The 20,122-nt window shown below is 64.9% G+C and carries 23 protein-coding genes and 1 tRNA gene; 15 read left to right on the top strand and 9 right to left on the bottom strand.

What is annotated here, in order from left to right; genetic code table 11:
• Nucleotides 1-115 precede the first annotated feature (115 nt).
• From RMO95_RS02185 to RMO95_RS02165, 5 genes are all read left to right on the top strand, one after another.
• Complete coding sequence (locus tag RMO95_RS02185) at nt 116-1,480, top strand: pitrilysin family protein (RefSeq protein ID WP_310448947.1); 1,365 nt, start codon at nt 116-118, stop codon at nt 1,478-1,480.
• 131 nt (nt 1,481-1,611) lie between these two features.
• Complete coding sequence (locus RMO95_RS02180; RefSeq protein WP_310448946.1) at nt 1,612-2,994, top strand: pitrilysin family protein; 1,383 nt, start codon at nt 1,612-1,614, stop codon at nt 2,992-2,994.
• Between the two features lie 11 nt (nt 2,995-3,005).
• A complete protein-coding gene (gene rsmD / locus RMO95_RS02175; RefSeq protein WP_310448945.1) occupies nt 3,006-3,539 on the top strand; it encodes a 16S rRNA (guanine(966)-N(2))-methyltransferase RsmD in 534 nt (177 codons plus the stop codon).
• Nucleotides 3,536-4,027: a pantetheine-phosphate adenylyltransferase gene (gene coaD / locus RMO95_RS02170; protein WP_310448944.1), complete on the top strand. Its 492-nt coding sequence runs from the start codon at nt 3,536-3,538 to the stop codon at nt 4,025-4,027. Before rsmD ends, coaD begins: the two co-directional genes overlap by 4 nt.
• Before the next feature lie 28 nt (nt 4,028-4,055).
• Nucleotides 4,056-4,304 (top strand): YfhL family 4Fe-4S dicluster ferredoxin, encoded by a 249-nt coding sequence (locus RMO95_RS02165; protein ID WP_310448943.1) that lies wholly within the window; start codon nt 4,056-4,058, stop codon nt 4,302-4,304.
• Nucleotides 4,305-4,308: 4 nt separating this feature from the next.
• Here RMO95_RS02165 and mutM read toward each other — a convergent pair whose 3' ends face one another.
• A complete protein-coding gene (gene mutM, locus RMO95_RS02160; RefSeq protein ID WP_310448942.1) occupies nt 4,309-5,133 on the bottom strand; it encodes a bifunctional DNA-formamidopyrimidine glycosylase/DNA-(apurinic or apyrimidinic site) lyase in 825 nt (274 codons plus the stop codon).
• A 99-nt stretch (nt 5,134-5,232) separates the two neighbouring features.
• Between mutM and RMO95_RS02155 the strand changes: the two genes are divergently transcribed.
• The 8 genes from RMO95_RS02155 to ychF all read left to right on the top strand — a co-directional run bounded on the left by RMO95_RS02155 (nt 5,233) and on the right by ychF (nt 11,898).
• Nucleotides 5,233-6,936 carry a tetratricopeptide repeat protein gene (locus tag RMO95_RS02155; protein ID WP_310448941.1) on the top strand — a complete coding sequence of 568 codons (1,704 nt, stop codon included), beginning with the start codon at nt 5,233-5,235 and terminating at the stop codon, nt 6,934-6,936.
• A gap of 8 nt (nt 6,937-6,944) precedes the next feature.
• Nucleotides 6,945-7,472 carry an outer membrane lipoprotein LolB gene (locus RMO95_RS02150; RefSeq protein WP_310448940.1) on the top strand — a complete coding sequence of 176 codons (528 nt, stop codon included), beginning with the start codon at nt 6,945-6,947 and terminating at the stop codon, nt 7,470-7,472.
• Nucleotides 7,465-8,301: a 4-(cytidine 5'-diphospho)-2-C-methyl-D-erythritol kinase gene (gene ispE, locus RMO95_RS02145; protein ID WP_310448939.1), complete on the top strand. Its 837-nt coding sequence runs from the start codon at nt 7,465-7,467 to the stop codon at nt 8,299-8,301. The genes RMO95_RS02150 and ispE overlap by 8 nt, the downstream gene beginning before the upstream one ends.
• A 68-nt stretch (nt 8,302-8,369) precedes the next feature.
• Nucleotides 8,370-8,446 (top strand) — tRNA-Gln (locus tag RMO95_RS02140).
• A 74-nt stretch (nt 8,447-8,520) separates the two neighbouring features.
• Complete coding sequence (locus RMO95_RS02135; protein ID WP_310448938.1) at nt 8,521-9,471, top strand: ribose-phosphate diphosphokinase; 951 nt, start codon at nt 8,521-8,523, stop codon at nt 9,469-9,471.
• A 64-nt stretch (nt 9,472-9,535) separates the two neighbouring features.
• Complete coding sequence (locus tag RMO95_RS02130) at nt 9,536-10,198, top strand: 50S ribosomal protein L25/general stress protein Ctc (RefSeq protein ID WP_310448937.1); 663 nt, start codon at nt 9,536-9,538, stop codon at nt 10,196-10,198.
• Nucleotides 10,199-10,201: 3 nt separating this feature from the next.
• Complete coding sequence (gene pth / locus RMO95_RS02125) at nt 10,202-10,816, top strand: aminoacyl-tRNA hydrolase (protein WP_310448936.1); 615 nt, start codon at nt 10,202-10,204, stop codon at nt 10,814-10,816.
• Nucleotides 10,813-11,898, top strand: a complete 1,086-nt coding sequence (ychF, locus tag RMO95_RS02120) for a redox-regulated ATPase YchF (RefSeq protein ID WP_310448935.1) — start codon at nt 10,813-10,815, stop codon at nt 11,896-11,898. Before pth ends, ychF begins: the two co-directional genes overlap by 4 nt.
• Before the next feature lie 210 nt (nt 11,899-12,108).
• Here the strand turns inward: ychF and RMO95_RS02115 are convergent, their stop codons facing one another.
• Nucleotides 12,109-13,095 (bottom strand): PAS domain S-box protein, encoded by a 987-nt coding sequence (locus tag RMO95_RS02115; protein WP_310448934.1) that lies wholly within the window; start codon nt 13,093-13,095, stop codon nt 12,109-12,111.
• Between the two features lie 341 nt (nt 13,096-13,436).
• On the bottom strand, nt 13,437-13,808 hold the full coding sequence (trxA, locus tag RMO95_RS02110) for a thioredoxin (RefSeq protein WP_310448933.1): 372 nt from the start codon (nt 13,806-13,808) through the stop codon (nt 13,437-13,439).
• 69 nt (nt 13,809-13,877) lie between these two features.
• Between trxA and gluQRS the strand changes: the two genes are divergently transcribed.
• Both gluQRS and RMO95_RS02100 read left to right on the top strand, forming a co-directional pair.
• Nucleotides 13,878-14,822 (top strand): tRNA glutamyl-Q(34) synthetase GluQRS, encoded by a 945-nt coding sequence (gene gluQRS, locus RMO95_RS02105; protein WP_310448932.1) that lies wholly within the window; start codon nt 13,878-13,880, stop codon nt 14,820-14,822.
• A 16-nt stretch (nt 14,823-14,838) separates the two neighbouring features.
• Nucleotides 14,839-15,309, top strand: a complete 471-nt coding sequence (locus RMO95_RS02100; RefSeq protein ID WP_310448931.1) for a CoA-binding protein — start codon at nt 14,839-14,841, stop codon at nt 15,307-15,309.
• A gap of 173 nt (nt 15,310-15,482) precedes the next feature.
• Here the strand turns inward: RMO95_RS02100 and queE are convergent, their stop codons facing one another.
• The 6 genes from queE to tolR form a co-directional block, all read right to left on the bottom strand.
• Nucleotides 15,483-16,151, bottom strand: coding sequence for a 7-carboxy-7-deazaguanine synthase QueE (gene queE / locus RMO95_RS02095; protein WP_310448930.1), 669 nt, complete (start codon nt 16,149-16,151; stop codon nt 15,483-15,485).
• Complete coding sequence (ybgF, locus tag RMO95_RS02090) at nt 16,151-16,912, bottom strand: tol-pal system protein YbgF (RefSeq protein ID WP_310448929.1); 762 nt, start codon at nt 16,910-16,912, stop codon at nt 16,151-16,153. The genes queE and ybgF overlap by 1 nt, the downstream gene beginning before the upstream one ends.
• Nucleotides 16,913-16,914: 2 nt before the next feature.
• Entirely contained in the window at nt 16,915-17,469 is a 555-nt protein-coding gene (gene pal / locus RMO95_RS02085) for a peptidoglycan-associated lipoprotein Pal (RefSeq protein ID WP_310448928.1), read from the bottom strand.
• A 44-nt stretch (nt 17,470-17,513) separates the two neighbouring features.
• Nucleotides 17,514-18,800, bottom strand: a complete 1,287-nt coding sequence (gene tolB, locus RMO95_RS02080) for a Tol-Pal system beta propeller repeat protein TolB (protein WP_310448927.1) — start codon at nt 18,798-18,800, stop codon at nt 17,514-17,516.
• Nucleotides 18,801-18,869: 69 nt separating this feature from the next.
• The gene (locus RMO95_RS02075; RefSeq protein WP_310448926.1) at nt 18,870-19,628 is read right to left on the bottom strand and encodes an energy transducer TonB; all 759 of its coding nucleotides are present in this window, start codon (nt 19,626-19,628) and stop codon (nt 18,870-18,872) included.
• The gene (gene tolR / locus RMO95_RS02070) at nt 19,625-20,026 is read right to left on the bottom strand and encodes a protein TolR (protein WP_310448925.1); all 402 of its coding nucleotides are present in this window, start codon (nt 20,024-20,026) and stop codon (nt 19,625-19,627) included. The genes RMO95_RS02075 and tolR overlap by 4 nt, the downstream gene beginning before the upstream one ends.
• Nucleotides 20,027-20,122 lie beyond the last annotated feature (96 nt).

Genomic DNA, 20,122 nt, shown 5'->3' with positions numbered 1-20,122 from the left:
CGACTATGATTTTAACAGAAGCCCCGTTCGGCTCCGGCATAAGGCCCGCCTGGACGGGCACGGGCCTACTTCGAAACTTCGTTCCTCCTATCACGCCGATCGCCATTGACCTGACATGAAACCACTGCTTGCTCCGCTTGTCCTGCTGGCATTCGCCGTAGCGCCAGCGCCAACTCTTGCCAACCCCTTCGAAACCCGGCTGGCCAACGGTCTGCGCGTCATCGTCAAGGAAGACCCGCGCGCGCCGACCGCCGTGCATATGGTCTGGTATCGCGCCGGCAGCATGGACGAAAAGGACGGCACCTCGGGCGTTGCCCACGCGCTGGAGCACCTGATGTTCAAGGGCACCCGGAATCTCAAGTCGGGCGAGTTCAACAAGCGCGTGGCCGAGGCCGGCGGCCGCGACAACGCCTTCACCAGCCGCGACTACACGGCCTACTTCCAGATCGTGCCGAAGGGCGCGCTGCCGGAAATGATGAAGCTCGAAGCCGACCGCATGGCCAACCTGACGCTCGACGCCAAGGAATTCGCCGCCGAGATCAAGGTGGTCATGGAAGAGCGGCGGCTGCGCACCGACGACAATCCGCAGGCCCTGGTGTATGAGACGCTGAATTCGACCATGTTCCAGGCGCATCCCTATCGGCGCCCGATCATCGGCTGGATGGACGACCTCGAACACATGACCTGGCAGGACGCGCGCGACTGGTATCGCGCCTGGTATGCGCCGAACAATGCCTATGTCGTGGTGGCGGGCGACGTCGATCACCGCGAGGTATTCCGTCTGGCGCAGAAGTACTACGGCCCGCACAAGGCGAAACCGCTGCCGGAACGCAAACCGCAGAACGAACCGCAGCAGGCCGGCATCCGCCGGGTAAGCGTCAAGGCGCCGGCCAAGCTGCCCTACATTGCCATGTCCTGGAAGGCGCCCAGGCTGCGCGACGTGCAGAAGGACCGCGACCCCTATGCGCTCGAGGTGTTGGCGGCGGTGCTCGACGGCCACGATGCCTCGCGCTTCGCGAAGAATCTGGTACGCGGCAGCAAGATCGCCCAGTCGGCCGGCGCCGGTTATGACGGAACGCTGCGCGGTGAAGCCAGCTTCACCCTGGACGGCCAGCCGGCTGAAGGCAAGACCGTCGCCGAACTGGAAGCCGCGCTGCGCGCCGAGATCAAGCGCATCCAGGACGAAGGCGTGTCGGCCGAGGAACTGGCGCGGGTCAAGACCCAGTCGGTCGCGGCGCAGATCTACAAGCGCGATTCGCTGATGGCGCAGGCCATGGAAATCGGCGGCCTCGAAGCGGCGGGCGTGTCCTGGCGCGATATCGACGTCCTGCTGGAAAAGCTGAAAAGCGTGAGCTCGGAAGAAGTGCAGGCGGTGGCGAAGAAGTATTTCTCGGACGATACGCTGAGCATCGCGGTACTCGATCCGCAGCCCCTCGAAAATGCTAAACAAAAGAAACCCTCCGGGGCAGTGAGGCACTGATGAAGCAAAGCAAATTGAACGCCCCCCACCCCTTGCCCACGGCTTGCTTTGCACAGCCAGCCGGCTGCGGCGGCGCGAAGCAGTGCTTCGCGAAACCCCGCCTACGCCCCCTTCCCGGGGCGGGGCTACTGATGAAGCCCCTGCGTAGCAAGACGGCCAGCATAGCTGGCGCGTCGCTGCGGATGTTCGGCTCGTTGCGCTCGATTATTGTGGGGCGCTCACGAGCGCGTTTCACGTTGATCTTTCTGCTGTCCTTCCTGACCTCAACCTTCGCCCTGGCGGGAGTCAAGATCGAGCACTGGACCGCACCCTCGGGGGCCAAGGTGTATTTCATCGAGACCCGCGTGCTGCCGATACTCGACGTCCAGATCGACTTTGCCGGCGGCGGCGCCTTCGTTCCCGCCGCCAAGGTAGGCCTCGCCGGACTGACCCGCAACCTGCTCGAAGCGGGCGCCGGCGATCTGGATGAAGAGAAGATTTCAGGGCGCCTGGTCGATCTCGGCGCGCGGCTGGGCGGCGGGGCCGACAGCGATCGTGCCAGCGTCAGTCTGCGCACGTTGTCGACCCTGGCCGAACGCGAGGCCGCGCTGGATCTGATGCGCACCGTGCTGTCAGCGCCAACTTTCCCGCAAGCGGTGCTGGAGCGCGAAAAGGGTCGCAGCATCGCCGGCATCCGCGAAGCCGAAACGCGCCCCGACGCCATCGCCGGCAAGCGCTTCGCCGCGGCCATCTATCCCGATCATCCCTACGGCGTCAGCCCGACGGTGGACAGCGTGAGCGCCATCACGCGCGACGACCTCACCGCCTTCCATCGCCAGCATTACGGCGCGCGGGGCGCCGTGGTCTCGATCATCGGCGACGTGTCGCGCGCCGAGGCCGAGGCGATCGCCCAGCGCCTGACCGAGGCCCTGCCGCCGGGCGGCGGCGAGCTCGTGCCGCCGCCGGTAAAGAAGCCCCAGCGGCAGACGATCAAGATTCCCCATCCCGCGGCGCAGAGCCACGTGCATGTCGGCCTGCCGGCGATCCGCCGCAGCGATCCCGACTATTTTCCGCTGCTGGTGGGCAACTACACGCTCGGCGGCGGCGGCTTTGTTTCGCGCCTGATGCAGGAAGTCCGCGAAAAGCGCGGCTACGCCTACAGCGTGTATTCCTACTTTTCGCCGCGCAAGCTCGAAGGCCCGTTCGAGATCGGCCTGCAGACCAAGCGCGACCAGGTCGATGCGGCGCTCAAGGTGGTGGATGAGGTTCTCAGCGGCTACATGGCCAAGGGTCCGACGCCACAGGAACTGGCCGCGGCGAAGAAGAACATGGTCGATGGCCTGGCACTGCGCATGGACAGCAATGCCAAGCTGCTCGGCTACCTGTCGGCGATCGGCTTCTACGGCCTGCCGCTGACTTATCTCGATGATTTTCCGGCTAGGGTCAAGGCCGTGACCATCGAGCAGGTCAAGGCTGCCTTCGCCCGCCATGTGAAGCCGGAAAATCTGGTCACTGTGGTCGTCGCCGCCGATTGAGCCGCTGAGTCTTGAGCCGCATCCGCATCACCGGCGGCGAGTGGCGCAGCCGCCTGGTCCAGGTGCCCGACGCTCCGGGCTTGCGGCCGACGCCGGACCGGGTGCGCGAGACCCTGTTCAACTGGCTGGGCCAGGATCTCAGCGGGCTTAGCTGCCTGGACCTCTTCGCCGGCAGCGGCATCCTCGGTTTCGAGGCGGCCTCGCGCGGCGCAGACTACGTCGCCCTGGTGGAGCGCGCGCGGCCGGCCTTCGCGGCGCTGAAAAAGCATGCCGAGGGCTTCGCCTGCCCGCGACTGGAACTGTTTTGCTGCGATGCGCTAAAATTCGCCCCCCCATCGGGTCGGCGCTTCGATTTGCTGTTTCTTGATCCACCTTATGGGCAAGGCTGGTTGAGCCGCGTAGAGTCCCGTCTGGATGAGCTGGCCGCGCCGAGCGCGCGGCTGTATGCAGAGGCCGAGATGCCTCTGGAGAAGTTGGGTCGCTGGACGGTGACGAAGCAGGGGCGAGCCGGCCAGGTTTTTTTTCACCTGCTGGAGCAGGCATGAGCAAGAGCATTGCGGTTTATCCGGGGACTTTCGATCCCCTGACCAGCGGCCACGAGGACCTCGTGAGACGGGCGTCGAGCCTGTTCGAGCGAGTCATCATCGGTGTGGCCGAAAGCCGCAGCAAGCGCCCCTTGTTCTCGCTCGACGAACGGGTCGATATCGCGCGCGAGGTGCTGACCGGCTACAGCAATGTCGAAATCCATGGTTTCGATTGCCTGCTCATGGATTTCATGCGCCAGCACGGTGCCAGCGTGATCATGCGCGGACTGCGCGCCGTGTCTGACTTCGAATACGAATTTCAGATGGCGGGCATGAACCGGAACCTGTATCCCGATGTCGAAACAGTATTCCTCACACCCTCGGATCAATACATGTTCGTTTCGGCGACGATAGTGCGCGAAATCGCATCGCTGGGCGGCGACGTATCGAAGTTCGTTCCGCCGCTGGTGCAGCAACGACTGATTGAAAAGATTCAGCAAAGCCATTGAAGTTCAGAGAGAAGCCAAAGGAAAAATCATGTCCCTGATGATCACCGATGAATGCATCAACTGCGACGTATGCGAGCCCGAGTGCCCGAACAACGCCATTTCGCAGGGTGATGAGATCTACATCATCGATCCCGCCAAATGTACCGAGTGCGTCGGCCACTTCGACACGCCGCAGTGCCGCGAGGTCTGCCCGGTAGACTGCATTCCGGACGATCCGAATCACGTCGAAACCAAAGATCAACTGATGGCGAAGTTTCTTGCGCTGACCGCCAAGTAAGGCGCTAACGCTGGCAGCGCGCGCAGAAAAAACTTGCGCGCTGCCCCTGACGCAATTCCCTGATCGGGCGGCTACAGATGCGGCAGGGTTCGCCGCTGCGGCCGTAGACAAAATACTGCTGCTGGAAATAGCCCGAGCTTCCATCGGAATGGATGAAGTCGCGCAGGCTGCTGCCGCCCGCGTCGATGGCGGCGGTCAGCGTCGCTTGGATGGCCGGCACCAGGCGTTCCAGGCGTTTGAGGGAAATCCGGCCGGCGGCCGTGCGCGGGTCGATGCCGGCGCGGTACAGGCTTTCGGACGCGTAGATGTTGCCGATGCCGACCACGCGATGGCTGTCCATCAGGGTCGGCTTGATCGCCGCCGCAAGACCGGCGTACTCGTGCTTGAGCCAGGCGGCGGTGAACTCTTGCGCCAGCGGTTCGATGCCGAGCACCGCCAGCAGCGGATGTGCCAATGGATCCTGGGCCAGCCACAGAATGGCGCCGAAGCGCCGCGGATCCCTCAGGCGCAAGGCCAGTTTGCTGCCCCCGATGACGAATACCAGATCGAAATGATCGTGCTTCTCGGCCGGCTGCGTGGCCGGCACCAGCCGCAGGCTGCCGGACATGCCGAGATGGATCAGCAGGTGTCCGTTGCCGAAATCCAGCAGCAGATATTTGCCGCGACGGCTTACCGATTCCAGATGGCGGCCACCAAGCGTGCGGTCAAGGTGCGTCGGCAGCGGATAGCGCAGCGCCGGTACCCGCACGATCACGGATGCGACGCGCTTGCCGACCAGCACCGGCGCTATGCCGCGACGGGTGACTTCGACTTCGGGCAGTTCAGGCATGCCGGGTCGCGCACGAAATTACTGGCGAAACTGCTAACATCACCGCATTGTATGTGACGGTAGTGTTCGACAGCAGTGTTCCCCTCAGGTGCCGCGCTCATGAAGTTCCGTTCCCCTGTCCTGGCGCTCTCGCTCGCACTGGTCAGCATGTGCGCATGGGCGCAGACGCCCGCGCCCGCCGCCAGCGCGCCGGTGCCCGAAAAGCAGGAAGACCGGCTGCCGAAGCAGGAACTGACCGGGCAGATTCTCTACCAGTTCCTGCTCGCCGAAATCGCCGCGCAGCGAGGCCAGTTTGGGCTTTCGGCCGGCGCCTATCTCGATCTGGCGAAGAGCACCCGCGATCCGCGTGTGGTGCGCCGGGCGGCCGAGATCGCCTTTCATGCGCGTCAGTATGATGCGGCGCTGGAGGCCGTGCGACTGTGGCTGAGCCTAGAGCCCACGTCGCAACAGGCAAAGCAGATGGAGGCGACGCTGCTGCTGGCCAACGGCCGCATCGATGAATTGGCCGGCAATCTCGCTCGCGACCTGGCGGCGGAAGCCCCGAACATTGGCGATGCGCTGATTCGCATGATGCGCGCCTTCGCCCGCTACCCGGACAAGCCGGCTGTTCAGCGCTTGTTCGACCAGCTTACCGAGCCCTATCCCGCGCTGCCCGAAGCCCGCTTGATCCGCGCCCAGGTGGCCGCGGCGGCGGGGAATTCCGACCGCGCGCGCAGTGAAACGGACCAGGCGCTGGCGCTGCGTCCGAACTGGGAACTTGCGGCCTTGTTCAAGGCGGAGCTGTTGCCCAAGGGAGCGGCGCAACTCGACTTCCTGAAAACCTGGCTCGATGCCAACCCCGACGGCCAGCAGGCCCGTCTGGCCTATGCCAGGGGCCTGGTGGGTGAAAAGAACTATGAAGCCGCGCGTGTCGAGTTTCGTCGTTTGCTCACGGCCAATCCCGATATTCCCGACATACTCTATGCGGTCGGGGTGCTCTCGCTGCAGGTCAATGATGCGCCGGAAGCCGAGCAGCAACTCAAGCGTTTCGTCGAAATCGGGCGCGGCGACCTGAACCCGGCGCGCTTCTACCTGGGACAGATCGCCGACCAGGACAAGCGTCCCGACGAGGCCTTGCGCTGGTACGACCAGGTCACGGCCGGCGAACATGCCATGCCGGCGATGGTGCGGGCCACCCAGGTTCTGCTGCGCCAGAACAGGTTCGACGAGGCGCGCGCGCGGCTCGTCGCGGCGCGCGCGAATGCGCCCGACGACATGCGCCTGGTGGTGGCCGAGGCCCAGTTGCTGCGCGATGCCGGGCGCCATGAGGAGGCCCTTGCCTTCCTGGCCAAGATGCTGGAGGTCCAGCCGGATCAGCCCGAGATCCTCTACGAGACGGCGCTGGCTGCAGAGAAGCTGGGCAAGGTGGATGACATGGAACGCCACCTGCGGCGCCTGATTGCCCTCAAGCCGGAGTCGCCGCAGGGCTACAACGCGCTCGGCTATTCGCTGGCGGACCGCAATCTGCGGCTCGACGAAGCCGCGCAGCTGATCGACAAGGCCTTGTCGCTGACGCCGGACGATCCCTTCATTCTCGACAGCAAGGGCTGGTTGCTGTTTCGTCAGGGCAAATCCGCGGCTGCCCTGGAGACCCTGCAGGCGGCTTTTGCCAAGCGGCCCGACCCGGAAATTGCCGCCCACATCGGTGAAGTGCTGTGGGTACTCGGGCGCTCCGACGAGGCATTGGCGATTTGGCGGGAGGCGGCCAAGGCGCATCCGACCAATGAGGCACTGGGCGCGACCATCAAACGATTCGCGCGCTGAGAGTCCTGATGCGCTCGTTCCTGGTTTGCCTGGCTGCACTGTTGCTGGCGGCTTGCGGCGAGATGCAGAAGCTTCCCGAATCGACGCAGGTGCTCGGCCCGCCGCTGCAGAACTTTGCGGCCCATGGACGCATTTCGCTGCGCCAGGGTGAGCGCAGCGACCATCTGCAGTTCGACTGGCAGCACACGCCGGGGCGCGACGTGGTGCTGTTTTCCTCTCCGCTGGGCCAGGGCCTGGCCGAACTGGGGCGCGATGCCTCCGGCGCCTGGCTGCTGGTGCCCGGCGAAGCCGAACGGCGCGAGCCGGACCTGGGCGCACTGGCGCAACGTTTGTTCGGTGCGCCGCTGCCGCTGGATCTGCTCGCCGAGTGGCTGCGCGGCGCCCAGCCGGCCCTGGTCGGCGAAGTCGAGGGCTGGCGCATCACCGTGACCGAAAGCGCGCCGTGGCGCCAGCACCAACTTCCGCGACGGCTCGAAGCGCGCCGCGACGACATCGAGCTGAGGATCGTGATCGACGACTGGGGCGACGGTGACTGACTGGCAGCGCGACTGGCCGGCGCCGGCCAAGCTCAACCTGTTCCTGCATGTGGTCGGCCGCCGCGCCGATGGCTACCACTTGCTGCAAACCGTGTTCCGCTTCCTCGACTGCGGCGACACGCTGCGCTGCGAGCCGCGCGGCGATGGCCGCATCGTGCTGGCGACGCCCTTGCCCGGCGTGCCGCCGGAAACCGATCTGACGGTACGCGCGGCGAGCGCCTTGCGTGCGGCGACCGGCGCCACCGCCGGCGTCAGCCTGCATCTGGAAAAGCGCCTGCCCATGGGCGGCGGACTGGGCGGCGGCAGTTCGGACGCGGCGACCACGCTGCTGGCGCTGAACCGCCTGTGGCGCACCGGCCTCGATTCCTCCCGGCTGCAGCGCATCGGCCTCGCGCTGGGCGCCGATGTGCCGATCTTCGTGCATGGTCGCAGCAGTTTTGCCGAGGGCGTGGGCGAGCACTTCACGGATGTTTCGCTGCCGCCGGCCTGGTATCTGGTGCTGGTGCCCGCGGTCGCCGTGCCGACGCCCGAGATATTTCGTTCCGCAGCGCTGCGCCGCGACACGCCGGCCATTGCCGCCGCCGATTGGCGCCCGGGATTCGGCCGCAACGATCTCGAAGCCGTGGCCTGCGCACTGTATCCCGAGGTGGCGCGCCATCTCGACTGGCTGCGGCACCATGGCGACGCGCGCATGAGCGGATCGGGCGCTTGCTGCTTCGTCGAGTTTGCCCGGGAGTCCGCCGCGCAGGCCGCCTTGGCCGCGCTGCCCGCCGACATGAAAGGCTTTGTCGCCGCCGGACTGGACCGGCATCCGCTCGCGATTATTTGACAGCGGGGGCGAAAACCCCGAAAATGCGCGTCCTTTCGACCTCCGCCCTCAAGGCGGGGTCTCGATGTTGGGGAGTCGCCAAGTTGGTTAAGGCACTGGATTTTGATTCCAGCATGCGAAGGTTCGAATCCTTCCTCCCCAGCCAACCCATTCACAGAAATGGCGCGGGCAGCAGAGGTTTTGCGGATTTGCCTGGCTGCCTCGTTCGAGCTGACCGACATGGCCTATGACAGCCTGATGGTGTTTACCGGCAATGCCAACCCCAAGTTGGCAGCCGACGTCGTCAAGCGCCTGCACATCTCGCTCGGCCGTGCCAATGTCGGGCGCTTCTCCGATGGCGAAGTCAGCTGCGAAATCATGGAGCACGTGCGCGGCCACGACGTGTTTGTCTTGCAGTCCACCTGTTTTCCGACCAACGACAACCTGATGGAGCTGATGGTCATGGTGGACGCCCTGAAACGGGCCTCCGCCGGCCGCATCACCGCCGCGATTCCCTATTTCGGCTATGCCCGCCAGGATCGGCGGACGCGCTCGGCGCGCGTCGCAATCACGGCCAAGGTGGTGGCCAACATGCTGCAGACCGCTGGCGTGCAGCGCGTGCTGACCGTCGATCTGCATGCCGACCAGATCCAGGGCTTCTTCGACATCCCGGTGGACAACGTCTATGCGGCGCCGATCCTGCTCGGCGACATCTGGAAGCAGCGCCACGAGGACCTGCTGGTGGTGTCGCCCGACGTCGGCGGCGTGGTGCGCGCACGCGCCCTGGCCAAGCGTCTCGAATCCGACCTGGCGATCATCGACAAGCGGCGGCCGAAGGCCAATGTGTCGGAAGTCATGAACATCATCGGTGAAGTCGACGGCCGCACCTGCGTCATCATGGACGACATGGTGGACACCGCCGGCACGCTGTGCAAGGCCGCCCAGGCGCTCAAGGAGCATGGCGCCAAGCGCGTGCTGGCCTACTGCACCCATCCGGTGCTGTCCGGCAGCGCCGTTTCGAGGATCATGGAATCCGAGCTCGACGAGCTGGTGGTGACCGACACCATTCCGCTGTCCGAGGAAGCCCGCGCCTGCTCGCGCATCCGCCAGATATCGATCGCCGAGTTGATGGCCGAGACCATGTTGCGCATCAGCAACGAGTCTTCGGTCTCCTCGCTGTTCATGGACTGATTTCTCACCCCCTGGCCTGGTCGCGGGCGAGGGATATTTCCAGCAGTACTTAACGGAGTAAATCATGCAACTTCAATTCAACGCAAACAAGCGCGATGGACAGGGCACCGGAGCGAGCCGCCGCCTGCGTCGCACCGGCCGTGTTCCCGGCATCCTTTACGGTGGCGGCGCCAATCCGCAGTCCATCGATATCGATCACAACGAGCTGTTCCAGTTGCTGCGCAAGGAGGCGTTCTATTCCTCCGTGCTCAACGTCAATCTCGACGGCAAGGTCGAAATGTGCCTGCTGCGCGACGTACAGCGCCATCCCTACCGTCCGGTGATCCTCCACGCCGACTTCCAGCGCGTCGATGCCACCCACAAGCTGCACCAGAAGGTGCCGTTGCACTTCGTCAATGCCGACGTCTCGCCGGGCGTCAAGCTCTCCGGCGGCATGGTGCAGCACGTGATGTCCGACCTCGACGTGCGTTGCCTGCCGCAGGACCTGCCGGCCTTCATCGAAGTCGATCTGAAGGACATGGTCGCCGGCCATTCGATGCACGTTTCCCACCTCGTCCTGCCGGCCGGTGTCGAAGCCGTGCTGCACAAGGGCGAAGATCCCGTGGTCGCGACCGTCATCGTGCGTGGCGGCAAGGCCGAGGAAGAAGTCCCGGTGGTCGAGGCGGCACCTGTCGCTGCCGCTCCGGCTCCTGCAGCGAAGAAGTCCGAGAAGACCGACAAGAGATAATTTTTGCAGGCACCTTTGCGCTTGATCGTCGGTCTCGGCAACCCCGGGACCGAATACGCTGAAACCCGGCACAACGCCGGGTTTTGGCTTTGTGAGCGCCTGGCAGGCGAACTCGGCGTCAGTTTGGGTCGCGAATCGCGCTTCCACGGCCTCGCCGGGCAATCTCGTGCCGAAAATATTTGGCTCCTGCAGCCGCAGACCTTCATGAACCGCTGCGGCCAGTCGGTACGCGCGCTGATGCAGTTCTACCGCATCGAGCCCGCCGAAATGCTGGTGATGCACGACGAACTCGATTTGCCGCCGGGCCAGATGCGGCTCAAGTTCGGCGGCGGTCTGGGCGGGCATAACGGGCTGAAGGACATCACCGCGCATCTGGGCACCCAGGACTACTGGCGCTTGCGCATCGGCATCGGCCATCCCGGCGACAGGAACGAGGTCGTCGATTACGTGCTGAAGGCGCCGCGCAAGGAAGAACGGGCCGAGATCGATGCCGCCCTCGACCGCGCGTTGCTGGCCTGGCCGGTCCTGGCCAGGGGAGATTTCAGCGCCGCCACGCAGCGCATCAATTCCAAACCGGCGCCCGCCGGAACAGAAGTATTGAAGAAAGAAAAACCATGAAATGCGGCATCGTCGGACTGCCCAATGTCGGCAAGTCCACCCTGTTCAACGCGCTGACCAAGTCGGGCATCGCGGCGGAGAACTATCCCTTCTGCACCATCGAGCCGAATGTCGGCATCGTCGAAGTGCCCGATCCGCGCCTGGAGGCCTTGTCCGCCATCGTCAAGCCGCAACGCATCCAGCATGCCATCGTCGAGTTCGTCGATATCGCCGGTCTGGTGGCCGGCGCCAGCAAGGGCGAAGGACTGGGCAACCAGTTTCTCGCCAACATCCGGGAAACCGACGCCGTGGTGCATGTGGTGCGCTGTTTCAGCGACGACAACGTGGTGCATGTGGCGGGCAAGATCGATCCGCTGCATGACATCGAAGTGATCGACACCGAACTCGCGCTGGCCGACATGGCGACCGCCGAAAAGGCGCTGAACCGCTACAAGAAGCCCGCCAGCGCGGGCGACAAGGACGCGAAAATTCTCTGTGCGGTGCTCGAAAAATGTATCGCCCAGCTCGATCAGGCCAAGGCAGTGCGGGCGCTCGATCTGTCGAAGGAGGAATGGGCCAGCATCAAGCCTTTCTGCCTGATCACCGCCAAGCCGGTGCTGTATGTCGCCAACGTCAAGGAAGGCGGCTTCGACCACAATCCCTATCTCGATGCCGTAGAGGCCCACGCCAAGGCCGAGAAGGCCGAAGTGGTCGCCGTCTGCGCCGCCATCGAAGCCGAGATCGCCGACCTCGAAGACGACGAGAAGCAGATGTTCCTGACCGATATGGGTCTCGATGAGCCGGGCCTCAACCGCCTGATCCGCGCCGCCTACAGGCTGCTCGGCCTGCAGACCTATTTCACTGCCGGCGTCAAGGAAGTCCGCGCCTGGACCATCCACGTCGGCGATACGGCGCCCAAGGCCGCCGGCGTGATCCATACCGATTTCGAGAAGGGCTTCATCCGCGCCCAGACCATCGCCTACGACGACTTCATCGCCTACAAGGGCGAAGCCGGCGCCAAGGAAGCCGGCAAGATGCGCGCCGAAGGCAAGGAGTACGTGGTCAAGGACGGCGACGTGCTGAACTTCCTGTTCAACGTCTAGCCGGGTCAACAGTTGGTGCTGGCGGCACGGCGATTCACGGCCGTCGTGGGGCCGGCCAGGGCGGACTGAAGTCCACCCCACATCAGCTAGTAGTCAGTCAACAAGGAAAAGGTGCATTCCCTGTAGGAGCGAGCTTGCTCGCGATAAGCCGTTGTCGCGAGCAAGCTCGCTCCTACATCCATCGGTTTCAACATGCCTGTTTACTAGTTACTAGTCGCGCTTATGCGAGCGCCGCTCGTTGGCGACGCGCAAGGTGACGTCGGCGATCATCCAGACGCTGTGGCCGGTGCCGCCGGCCATGGTGCGTCCCGAAAGCTCGGCCCAGAACTGCGTGCCGTCGGCCCGCCGCAGGCGATACATGCCTTGCGCCAGATGGCCTTTTTCGAAAGCCGCGGCCGTGTCGGCAAGGAACCGGTCGGCCTCGTCCTTGCTGACGAAATGATGATCGACGCGTGAGGCGGTCAGATCCTGGATGCGGCGGCCCAGCAGTTCGCCGAAGCGCAGGTTGCTCTTGATTACCTGCTTGCCGCGGATCACGGCAATTCCCATCGGCGACGAATCGAAGATCGCCTGCTGTTCGGCAAGCAGTATTTCCGCCTCCGTGCTGCGCTGCAGGCTGTCGGTGGATGAGCGGTAGAGCGTGCGCTGCACGATGATGAATACTGCGATACAACATGCCGCCGCGGTGATCGGCCATTGCGCCTGCTCGCCCAGGGTGGCCGCGTAATGGAAGATGGCCGGGCTCAGGGTGGGGATGATGAACAGCCAGAAGGTGATGTTGGAGAGGGCGACAAACACCGAGCCGGTGAAGGCCGTGATGACCACCATCAGCGCCACGAACATTTGCGCATCCGGATGCGTCGGCGGCGGATAGAGGGGGCCGAACAGCACGCCCCAGCCTATGCCGGTGAGAAAGGTGCCGAAGGCAAACAGCCATTCCCAGCGGTGTATCCCGGCGATCTGCCGGTCGCACTTGGTGAACATGTAGCGGAACCAGGCGCGCACGGCCAATACGGAAAGCATATAGGCCACCCACAGCTTCAGGGGCTCCATGCCCGCGGTGTCGAACAGCACCAGAAAGCACAGAAAGACGCCGATCAGCGACACGACGATGCTCGACGGCAGGCTGTCGAACAATACTTCGATGCGGCGTATCTCAGCGTCGTCGCTGAGCTTCTGGGAGAAAATGGAGTTCATCACCGAGCTTCCATGACAAACGCCATCATAGCGCGGTATTCCGGCGGCTTAACGTGAAACAACTCGTTCGGAGCGACGGGTGATGGTCGAGCGAAGCGAGCCGATCATCCGCAGTGCTTTGCCCGCGTTGTTTGCGGGCTTAGCCCACTGCGCAGGGGCATCATCAGAAGCCTCCCCGTGAGGGGGCTAGGCGGGGATTCGCGACACATGCGTCGCGCCGCCGCAGCCGGCTGGCTGTGCAAAGCCAGCCGTGGGCCGCAAAGCGGATGGGAGGGGCGGGCCTTCAATTCGCCTTTCGCGCGTTTCATAATCGGGGGCGCTGTGTTACTGCTGCATGAAAGCTAGCTGCTTCCTGCCTGGCCGGCGGCAATTTCGGCGCGTACCGTGTCCATGTCCAGCGCCATGGCCTGTTCGATCAATTGTTCAAAGGCACTGGCGGGCAGCGCACCGGCCTCGGAGTAGATGATGATCTGGTCGCGAAAGAACATCAGCGTGGGGATCGAGCGGATGTTGAAGGCGCCGGCGATTTCCTGCTGTTCTTCGGTGTTCACCTTGGCGAAGACGATGCCGGGCTGTTTCTCGGAGGTGGCCTCGAAGGTTGGCGCGAAGCCGCGGCAAGGCGCGCACCAGGGTGCCCAGAAGTCTATGATCACGTTTGCGTTGTCGTTGATGACTTGTTGAAAATTGTCCTTGTTGAGTTCCAGCGTGGCCATGGGCGGCTCCCGAGTTGAAGTGAATGGAATGCTACCGTTTTGCCGCGCGGCGTGCTATCACTCTGGCCGATGATTACCCGCACCGTTTCTTATCGTGGCCGCTTCGCACCTTCGCCCAGCGGGCCCTTGCACTTCGGTTCGCTGGTGGCCGCCACCGGTTCGTTTCTGGAAGCCAGGACGCGGCATGGCGAGTGGCTGCTGCGCATGGAGGATGTCGATGCGCCGCGCTGCTCGGCCGCCGCAGCCGGCGAAATCCTGCGCACGCTGGACGCCTGCGGCTTTGCCTGGGATGGCGAGGTGGTCTGGCAAAGCCGCCGTGCCGAGGCCTATGCGGCGGCGCTGGAGCGGCTCAAGCAGGCGGGCCGCGTCTTCGCCTGTGCCTGCAGCCGCAAGGAACTGGCGGATTCGGTCATCGCGCCGGACGGCGCCGCGATCTACCCCGGCACCTGCCGCCCGGGCTTGCCGCCGGGGCGCGCGGCGCGCGCCTGGCGCCTGCGCGTGGGCGATGCGCGCATCGAGTTCGATGACGCGATCCAGGGCCGCATCGCCAGCGACCTCGGCAGCGAGGCCGGCGACTTCATCCTGCTGCGCGCCGACGGGCTGTTCGCCTATCAACTCGCGGTGGTGGTCGATGATGCCGACGCCGGCATCACCGATGTCGTGCGCGGCGCCGACCTGCTGGCCTCGACCGCGCGCCAGGTCTTCCTGCAGCAATGCCTGGGGCTGCCGACGCCGCGCTATGCGCACCTGCCGGTCGCGGTCAATGCGGCGGGCGAAAAACTGTCGAAGCAGACGCGTGCCGCCGCCGTGGACATTGCGCGGCCCGGCCCGGTGCTGTGCGCGGCGCTGGAATTCCTCGGCCACAAGCCGCCGTCGGAACTGTGCGGCGCGACCGTGGCTGAACTGTGGACCTGGGCCGTGGCCAACTGGCGGCTGGACCGGGTGCCGCGCGGCCCGGCACTGCCGGGTGGGATAATCCGACCGGGAATCGAACACCTGGCCTGGCCGCCGTAAGCAAAAAGGAGTAGCCATGATTGTTGACGATGTCGCCGGCCTGCGCCGGGTGCTGCAGGACAACCGCGTGATTGCCGTGGTCGGGCTGTCGCCGAACTGGAACCGGCCCAGCTATTTCGCCGCCAAGTACATGCTGGAACACGGCTACACGGTGGTTCCGGTGAATCCCGGGGCGACGGAAATTCTCGGCCGGCAATGCTATCCGGATCTTGCGGCGATTCCGTTCAAGGTGGATCTGGTCGATGTTTTCCGCAAGCCCGTGGATGTGATGCCGATTGCCGCTGAGGCGATTCGCATCGGCGCCCGCTGCCTCTGGCTGCAGCTGGGCGTGATCCACCCGGAGGCGGCGGACCAGGCCGCTCGCGCCGGGCTCGACGTGGTCATGGATCGTTGCGTCAAGATCGAATACGCGCGGCTGTTCGGCGGTCTCAATTACGCCGGCGTGAACACCCGGATCATCTCCGCCAAGCGGCCGCCCTGTCCTTAGTATTCAATTCGGAAACCCGGTTCAGTCCGCAGATGACGCAGATTGCACGGATTGAACAACTGTTCGGAAAGGGCGATTGTCTTACCGGATGGATGGCATAGCGATTGGCCGCAATCGCCGCAATCCATCTGCGCCAATCTGCGAAATCTGCGGATCGGTCTTGTCTTGTCGCGTCAGCGCCCCTGGGCGTTGTCCCACAGTATCTTGTGCAGTTGCAGCTGAAAGCGCAGCGGCAGGCGATCGTCGAGAATCCACTGTGCCAGCTGCGCCGGATCGAGTTGCCCCTGCACCGGTGAGAACAGCACGGCGCAGCGCGCGAAGAGTTGGTGCTGGCGACACGCCGCGACAGCCCAGTCGTAGTCCTCGCGCGAGGCGAGGACGAACTTCAGCTCGTCGCGAGGCGTCAGCAGGGCGAGATTTTCCCAGCGGTTCTTTGCCAGCTCGCCGGAGCCGGGCGCCTTGAGGTCGACGATGCGCGCCACGCGCGGGTCGACGTCGCCGATGTCAAGTGCGCCGCTGGTTTCGAGCGATACCGAATGGCCGGCATCGCACAGGGCGGCCAGCAGCGGCAGGCAGTTCTTCTGCGCCAGGGGTTCGCCGCCGGTGACGCAGACCGTGGTGCAGCCGAACCCGGCGACGCGCCGCAGGATTTCGTCCATGGCCAGCGATTCGCCGCCGCTGAAGGCATAGGCGGTATCGCACCAGACGCAACGCAAGGGACAGCCGGTAAGCCGCACGAACACCGTGGGCAGCCCGACGCGACTGGATTCGCCCTGGATCGAGTGAAAGATTTCGGTGACGCGCAGCGTGGCGCGCGGGTCGATATCAGCCAGGGCCGGCACTACTTCTTCTTCAGCCGGAGCTTGGCCTTCTTGCCGGCATCGGAGTTGGGATAGCGTTCGGCCAGCTGTTCGAGGGTTGCTCGCGAGCCCTTCCAGTCCTTGAGCGCATCGAGGCTGGCGACGCGGCTGGCCATCGCATCCGGCGCGCGATCGTCCTTGGGCCAGCCGTCGGCGAACTTGCCGAACAGCTCGGCGGCGCCGGCATGGTCCCTGGACTGGGCGTGGGCGTAGCCGCCCCAGTAGTGGGCCGAGGCGGCGAGGCTGCTGTTGGGGTAGGTCTTGATGAAAGCGAGGAAGGCCGCTGCCGCTTCCTTGAACTTTCCGCTCTTGAGGTTCGCCAGCGCCGCCTCGTAGGTGCCGGTTTCCAGCGCAGGATCGGGCTTCGGCGGCTCAGTCTTGGCTTCCGCGGGCGGCTGCTCCAGCTTCCTCAGGCGATTGTCGAGATCGACGTAAAAATCCTTCTGGCGCTTCTGTGCGGCTTCCAGTTCGTAGCTCAGGACTTCGATCTGGCCGCGCAATTTGGCGATGTCGGCCTTGATGGCCTCGACCTGGTTGGAGAAGTCCATCTGGTTGCGACTGAGGGTGTCGGCGCGCTTGCCGAGCTCGTCCACCCCGCCTCGCAGTTGTTCGCGCAGTTGCTCGATGCGGCTGCGCGCTTCTTCGTCGTCGAACACGCCGGCCTGCGCCGGCAAGGCCGTTGCCGCTGCCAGCAACAGCGCGGCCAGCAGTCTTGCCGTCTGTGCCGCCAGGCCGCCGCGCATGTTCAGAATTCGCCCGTGTAGAGCATTTCGCCGCGCCGATTCTTGGCCCAGCATTCTTCACCCGACTCGGTGCAGGCCGGCTTTTCCTCGCCAAGGCTGACCGCCTCGATCTGGTCTTCCCGGGCGCCGAGCAGGGCCAGCGCCTTCTTGACCGCTTCGGCACGTTTCTGGCCCAGCGCCAGGTTGTACTCGCGGCTGCCGCGTTCGTCGGCATTGCCCTGAATCAGCATTTTCATTTTCCGATTGGCGGACAGGAACTTGCCGTGGGCCGTCAGCAGGGACTGGAATTCGTCCTTGACCACATAGCTGTCGTAGTCGAAATAGACGCTGCGCTTCGACAGGGGACTGCGCGGATCCTTCAGCGCGGCAATGCTGCCGGCATCGAAGGCTTCGGGCTTCACCTGGGTCACGGGAGCGCTTTCGACCGCGACCGCGCCGGGCGTGCGCGATTCGACGCCGGAGGCCGCCTGTTCGGGTGCCGGCGGCTGCGAACCGCAGGCGGCGAGCAGCAATGTCAGGGCGGAGAGCAGCGGAAGAGCAAGGAGAGGTGTGCGCATGATGGCTTCCTTTATGAAGTCGGTATCGGGTGGCTTGCCGAAACTTATCGGACCAGGGGACCCCAGGCAGGTTCCCGCACATCGGCGGCCTGCACGGAAAGTTTTTGCTTGACCCGGCCGTCGCTGGAGACGGCCGCCAGCACGCCGCGCCCGCCGATTTCGGTGGCATAGAGGATCATGCGGCCGTTGGGTGCGAAGCTCGGCGATTCGTCCTTGGCGGAATCGGTCAGGATCTGGATCTGCTTGGTCGCCAGATCCATCAGCGCCAGCTGGAAGCGGCCGTTGCCGTTGCGGGCGACGAAGGCCAGGCTCTTGCCGTCCGGCGAGGGGCGCGGGGTGACGTTGTAGCTGCCTTCGAAGGTGACGCGTTCCGCCGGGTTTCCCAAACCCGCGCCGGAACTGGCGATGCGGTAGATCTGCGGGCTGCCGCCGCGATCGGAGGTGAAGTAGATGAAATGCGCATCGGGCGACCAGCGCGGTTCGGTGTCGATGCCCGATGACGTCGCGATGCGCGTCACGCCGCTGCCGTCGGCATTCACCACGTACAGCTGCGATCCGCCGTCCTTGGTCAGTACCACGGCCAGTTGCTTGCCGTCGGGCGACCAGGCCGGCGCCGAATTCGAGCCCTTGAAGTTGGCCGCAACGTGGCGGCGTCCGCTGGCGAGGTCATGCACATAGACCACCGGCTTCTTCGCCTCGAAAGAGACATAGGCCAGCTTGGTTCCGTCGGGCGACCATGCCGGCGAGATGATCGGCTCGCGCGAAGCCAGTGCCGCCTGGTCGTTGGCGCCGTCGGCATCGGCGATTTTCAGTTCGTAGCGGCCGGTGCTTTTCACCACGTAGGCGATGCGCGTGGAGAACACGCCGGGCTCGCCGGTGAGCTTTTCGTAAATGAAATCGGCGATGCGGTGGGCCGTCGCGCGCAATTGCGCGCCGCTGTGCAGGTAGGCCGGATTGCCCAGCACGGCTTGCTTCGGCACGTCGGACAGGCGCACCCGGGTTTCGTAGCGGCCGTCGGCGCCGGGAACCACGCTGCCGCCGACCACGGCGTCGGCGCCGCGCGTCTTGAGGTCTTCGAAGGGCGGCGTGGCGCTGTCGGCCAGCGCAGCGCCGGCATCGACCAGGCGGAACAGTCCGCTGCGTTCGAGGTCGGCGCGCACTACCGAGGCCAGGGCCTGGGCGACGATGCGTTCGCCGGTGAAGTCGGCGATGGCGACCGGCAGGCGGTTGGCGCCGGCGCCGGTGATCTCGACCGTGAGTTGCGCCCGGGCGGTGACGGAACACAAGGCCAGCCCGGCAGCGCAGGCAAGTACTAGGCGATTGAATTTCATCGAGCCGATTATAACGCCTCGGCTTGGACCGGCCGCAGGCGACGACAAATGCGCCAGGCCGTGCCACCTTCAGTCATCCGACAGCGGCCGGAAGTGCAGTTCCAGGGAGCGCTCGAACAGCTCGGCCTGCTGCGGCTTGGGCAGCGGGTTGGACTTGAGTATGGCCCGTTCGATGGCAGCGTCGAGTGCGGCATGGCCGGAAGAACGCTTGAGGCGCACCGTCACGATTTCGCCGCTCGGCAATTGCGTGACGTCGAATATCGCCTCCGGATTGCCCTTGATCTCGGGCGGCACGACGATGTTGCCGCGAATCTTCCTCACTATGCTTGCAACGTAGGCGTTCATGGCCTTGCTGCGCGCGGCGGCGGCTTTCGCCGCCTGGGTTTGCGCAAACTCCTGCGCGGCGCTGTCGGCCTGCTTGCGCTGCGCCACGCGCTCGGTCTCGCGCTTGAGTTCGTCCTGGAAGGGATCGACCCGGGGTTTCGGTTCAGGCTTCGGTTCAGGCTTCGGCGGTGGCTTGGGCTTTTCCTTGATTGCGATGTCGGGTTTCGGCGGCGGTGGCAGCGGCTTGGGTTCCGGCTTGGGCTCCGCTTTCGGCGCCGGCGGCGGCTCGGGAGTTGGCGCTGGCGGCACGGCGGCCGGGGCGGCAACGGGCTCCGGCGTGGCCCGCACCAGGTCGACTTCGACCACGTCCGTGGCCTTGGTCTGCCAGCGCACGCCGTAGAACAGGAAAGCGGCCAGCAGCAGATGCACCGCGATCGCCAGCGCGATGGAAATGCGCTTGCCGGCCTTGTTGGCCGGCGGCCGGATGGGTGTGTCAGTGCTCACTTGTCGGCAGCAGCCCTCGGCTGCACCAGCAGGCCGATCTTTGCCACTTGCTGGCGTTGCAATTCGTCCATGACGCCCAGTACGACTTCGTACTTGACGCTGCGATCGCCGGCGATCAGCACCGCCTGCTGCGGATTGGCCGTCTGGGCCTCCCTGAGGCGGGCCGGCAGGTCGGCGCGGGTCACGATCTGCTCCGCGCCGCCCTTGGCCCGGTCGCGCAGCGCCAGCGAGCTGTCGGCCTTGATGATGACTTCCAGCGGCGCCACCGGCGGCTGGCTGCTCTTGCCGACGCTGGGCAGATCGACGCTGCCGGTCTGGATCATCGGCGCGGTGACCATGAAGATGACCAGCAGCACCAGCATCACGTCGATGTAAGGCACGACGTTGATTTCATTCATGAGCCTGCGCTGTCTCATTGGTAACCCCAATGAGACAGCGCAGGCTCATGACCATTTGTGAGCTTTCCCCCCGGCCCCCTTTCCCAGAAAGGGGGT

This window comes from Sulfuritalea sp. (assembly GCF_031426875.1).
Taxonomy (GTDB): Bacteria; Pseudomonadota; Gammaproteobacteria; order Burkholderiales; family Rhodocyclaceae; genus Sulfuritalea.
The sequence above is the reverse complement of the archived record's forward strand: the minus strand, read 5'-3'. Positions and strand labels throughout refer to the sequence as shown.

Bases quoted from the DNA above. Each gene is read 5' to 3' on its own strand.
- RMO95_RS02185 (WP_310448947.1), top strand. From the start codon at position 116: ATGAAACCACTGCTTGCTCCGCTTGTCCTGCTGGCATTCGCCGTAGCG.
- RMO95_RS02180 (WP_310448946.1), top strand. From the start codon at position 1,612: ATGAAGCCCCTGCGTAGCAAGACGGCCAGCATAGCTGGCGCGTCGCTG.
- coaD (WP_310448944.1), top strand. From the start codon at position 3,536: ATGAGCAAGAGCATTGCGGTTTATCCGGGGACTTTCGATCCCCTGACC.
- RMO95_RS02165 (WP_310448943.1), top strand. From the start codon at position 4,056: ATGTCCCTGATGATCACCGATGAATGCATCAACTGCGACGTATGCGAG.
- mutM (WP_310448942.1), bottom strand. From the start codon at position 5,133: ATGCCTGAACTGCCCGAAGTCGAAGTCACCCGTCGCGGCATAGCGCCG.
- RMO95_RS02155 (WP_310448941.1), top strand. From the start codon at position 5,233: ATGAAGTTCCGTTCCCCTGTCCTGGCGCTCTCGCTCGCACTGGTCAGC.
- RMO95_RS02150 (WP_310448940.1), top strand. From the start codon at position 6,945: ATGCGCTCGTTCCTGGTTTGCCTGGCTGCACTGTTGCTGGCGGCTTGC.
- RMO95_RS02135 (WP_310448938.1), top strand. From the start codon at position 8,521: ATGGCCTATGACAGCCTGATGGTGTTTACCGGCAATGCCAACCCCAAG.
- RMO95_RS02130 (WP_310448937.1), top strand. From the start codon at position 9,536: ATGCAACTTCAATTCAACGCAAACAAGCGCGATGGACAGGGCACCGGA.
- ychF (WP_310448935.1), top strand. From the start codon at position 10,813: ATGAAATGCGGCATCGTCGGACTGCCCAATGTCGGCAAGTCCACCCTG.
- RMO95_RS02115 (WP_310448934.1), bottom strand. From the start codon at position 13,095: ATGAACTCCATTTTCTCCCAGAAGCTCAGCGACGACGCTGAGATACGC.
- trxA (WP_310448933.1), bottom strand. From the start codon at position 13,808: ATGGCCACGCTGGAACTCAACAAGGACAATTTTCAACAAGTCATCAAC.
- gluQRS (WP_310448932.1), top strand. From the start codon at position 13,878: ATGATTACCCGCACCGTTTCTTATCGTGGCCGCTTCGCACCTTCGCCC.
- RMO95_RS02100 (WP_310448931.1), top strand. From the start codon at position 14,839: ATGATTGTTGACGATGTCGCCGGCCTGCGCCGGGTGCTGCAGGACAAC.
- ybgF (WP_310448929.1), bottom strand. From the start codon at position 16,912: ATGCGCGGCGGCCTGGCGGCACAGACGGCAAGACTGCTGGCCGCGCTG.
- pal (WP_310448928.1), bottom strand. From the start codon at position 17,469: ATGCGCACACCTCTCCTTGCTCTTCCGCTGCTCTCCGCCCTGACATTG.
- tolB (WP_310448927.1), bottom strand. From the start codon at position 18,800: ATGAAATTCAATCGCCTAGTACTTGCCTGCGCTGCCGGGCTGGCCTTG.
- tolR (WP_310448925.1), bottom strand. From the start codon at position 20,026: ATGAATGAAATCAACGTCGTGCCTTACATCGACGTGATGCTGGTGCTG.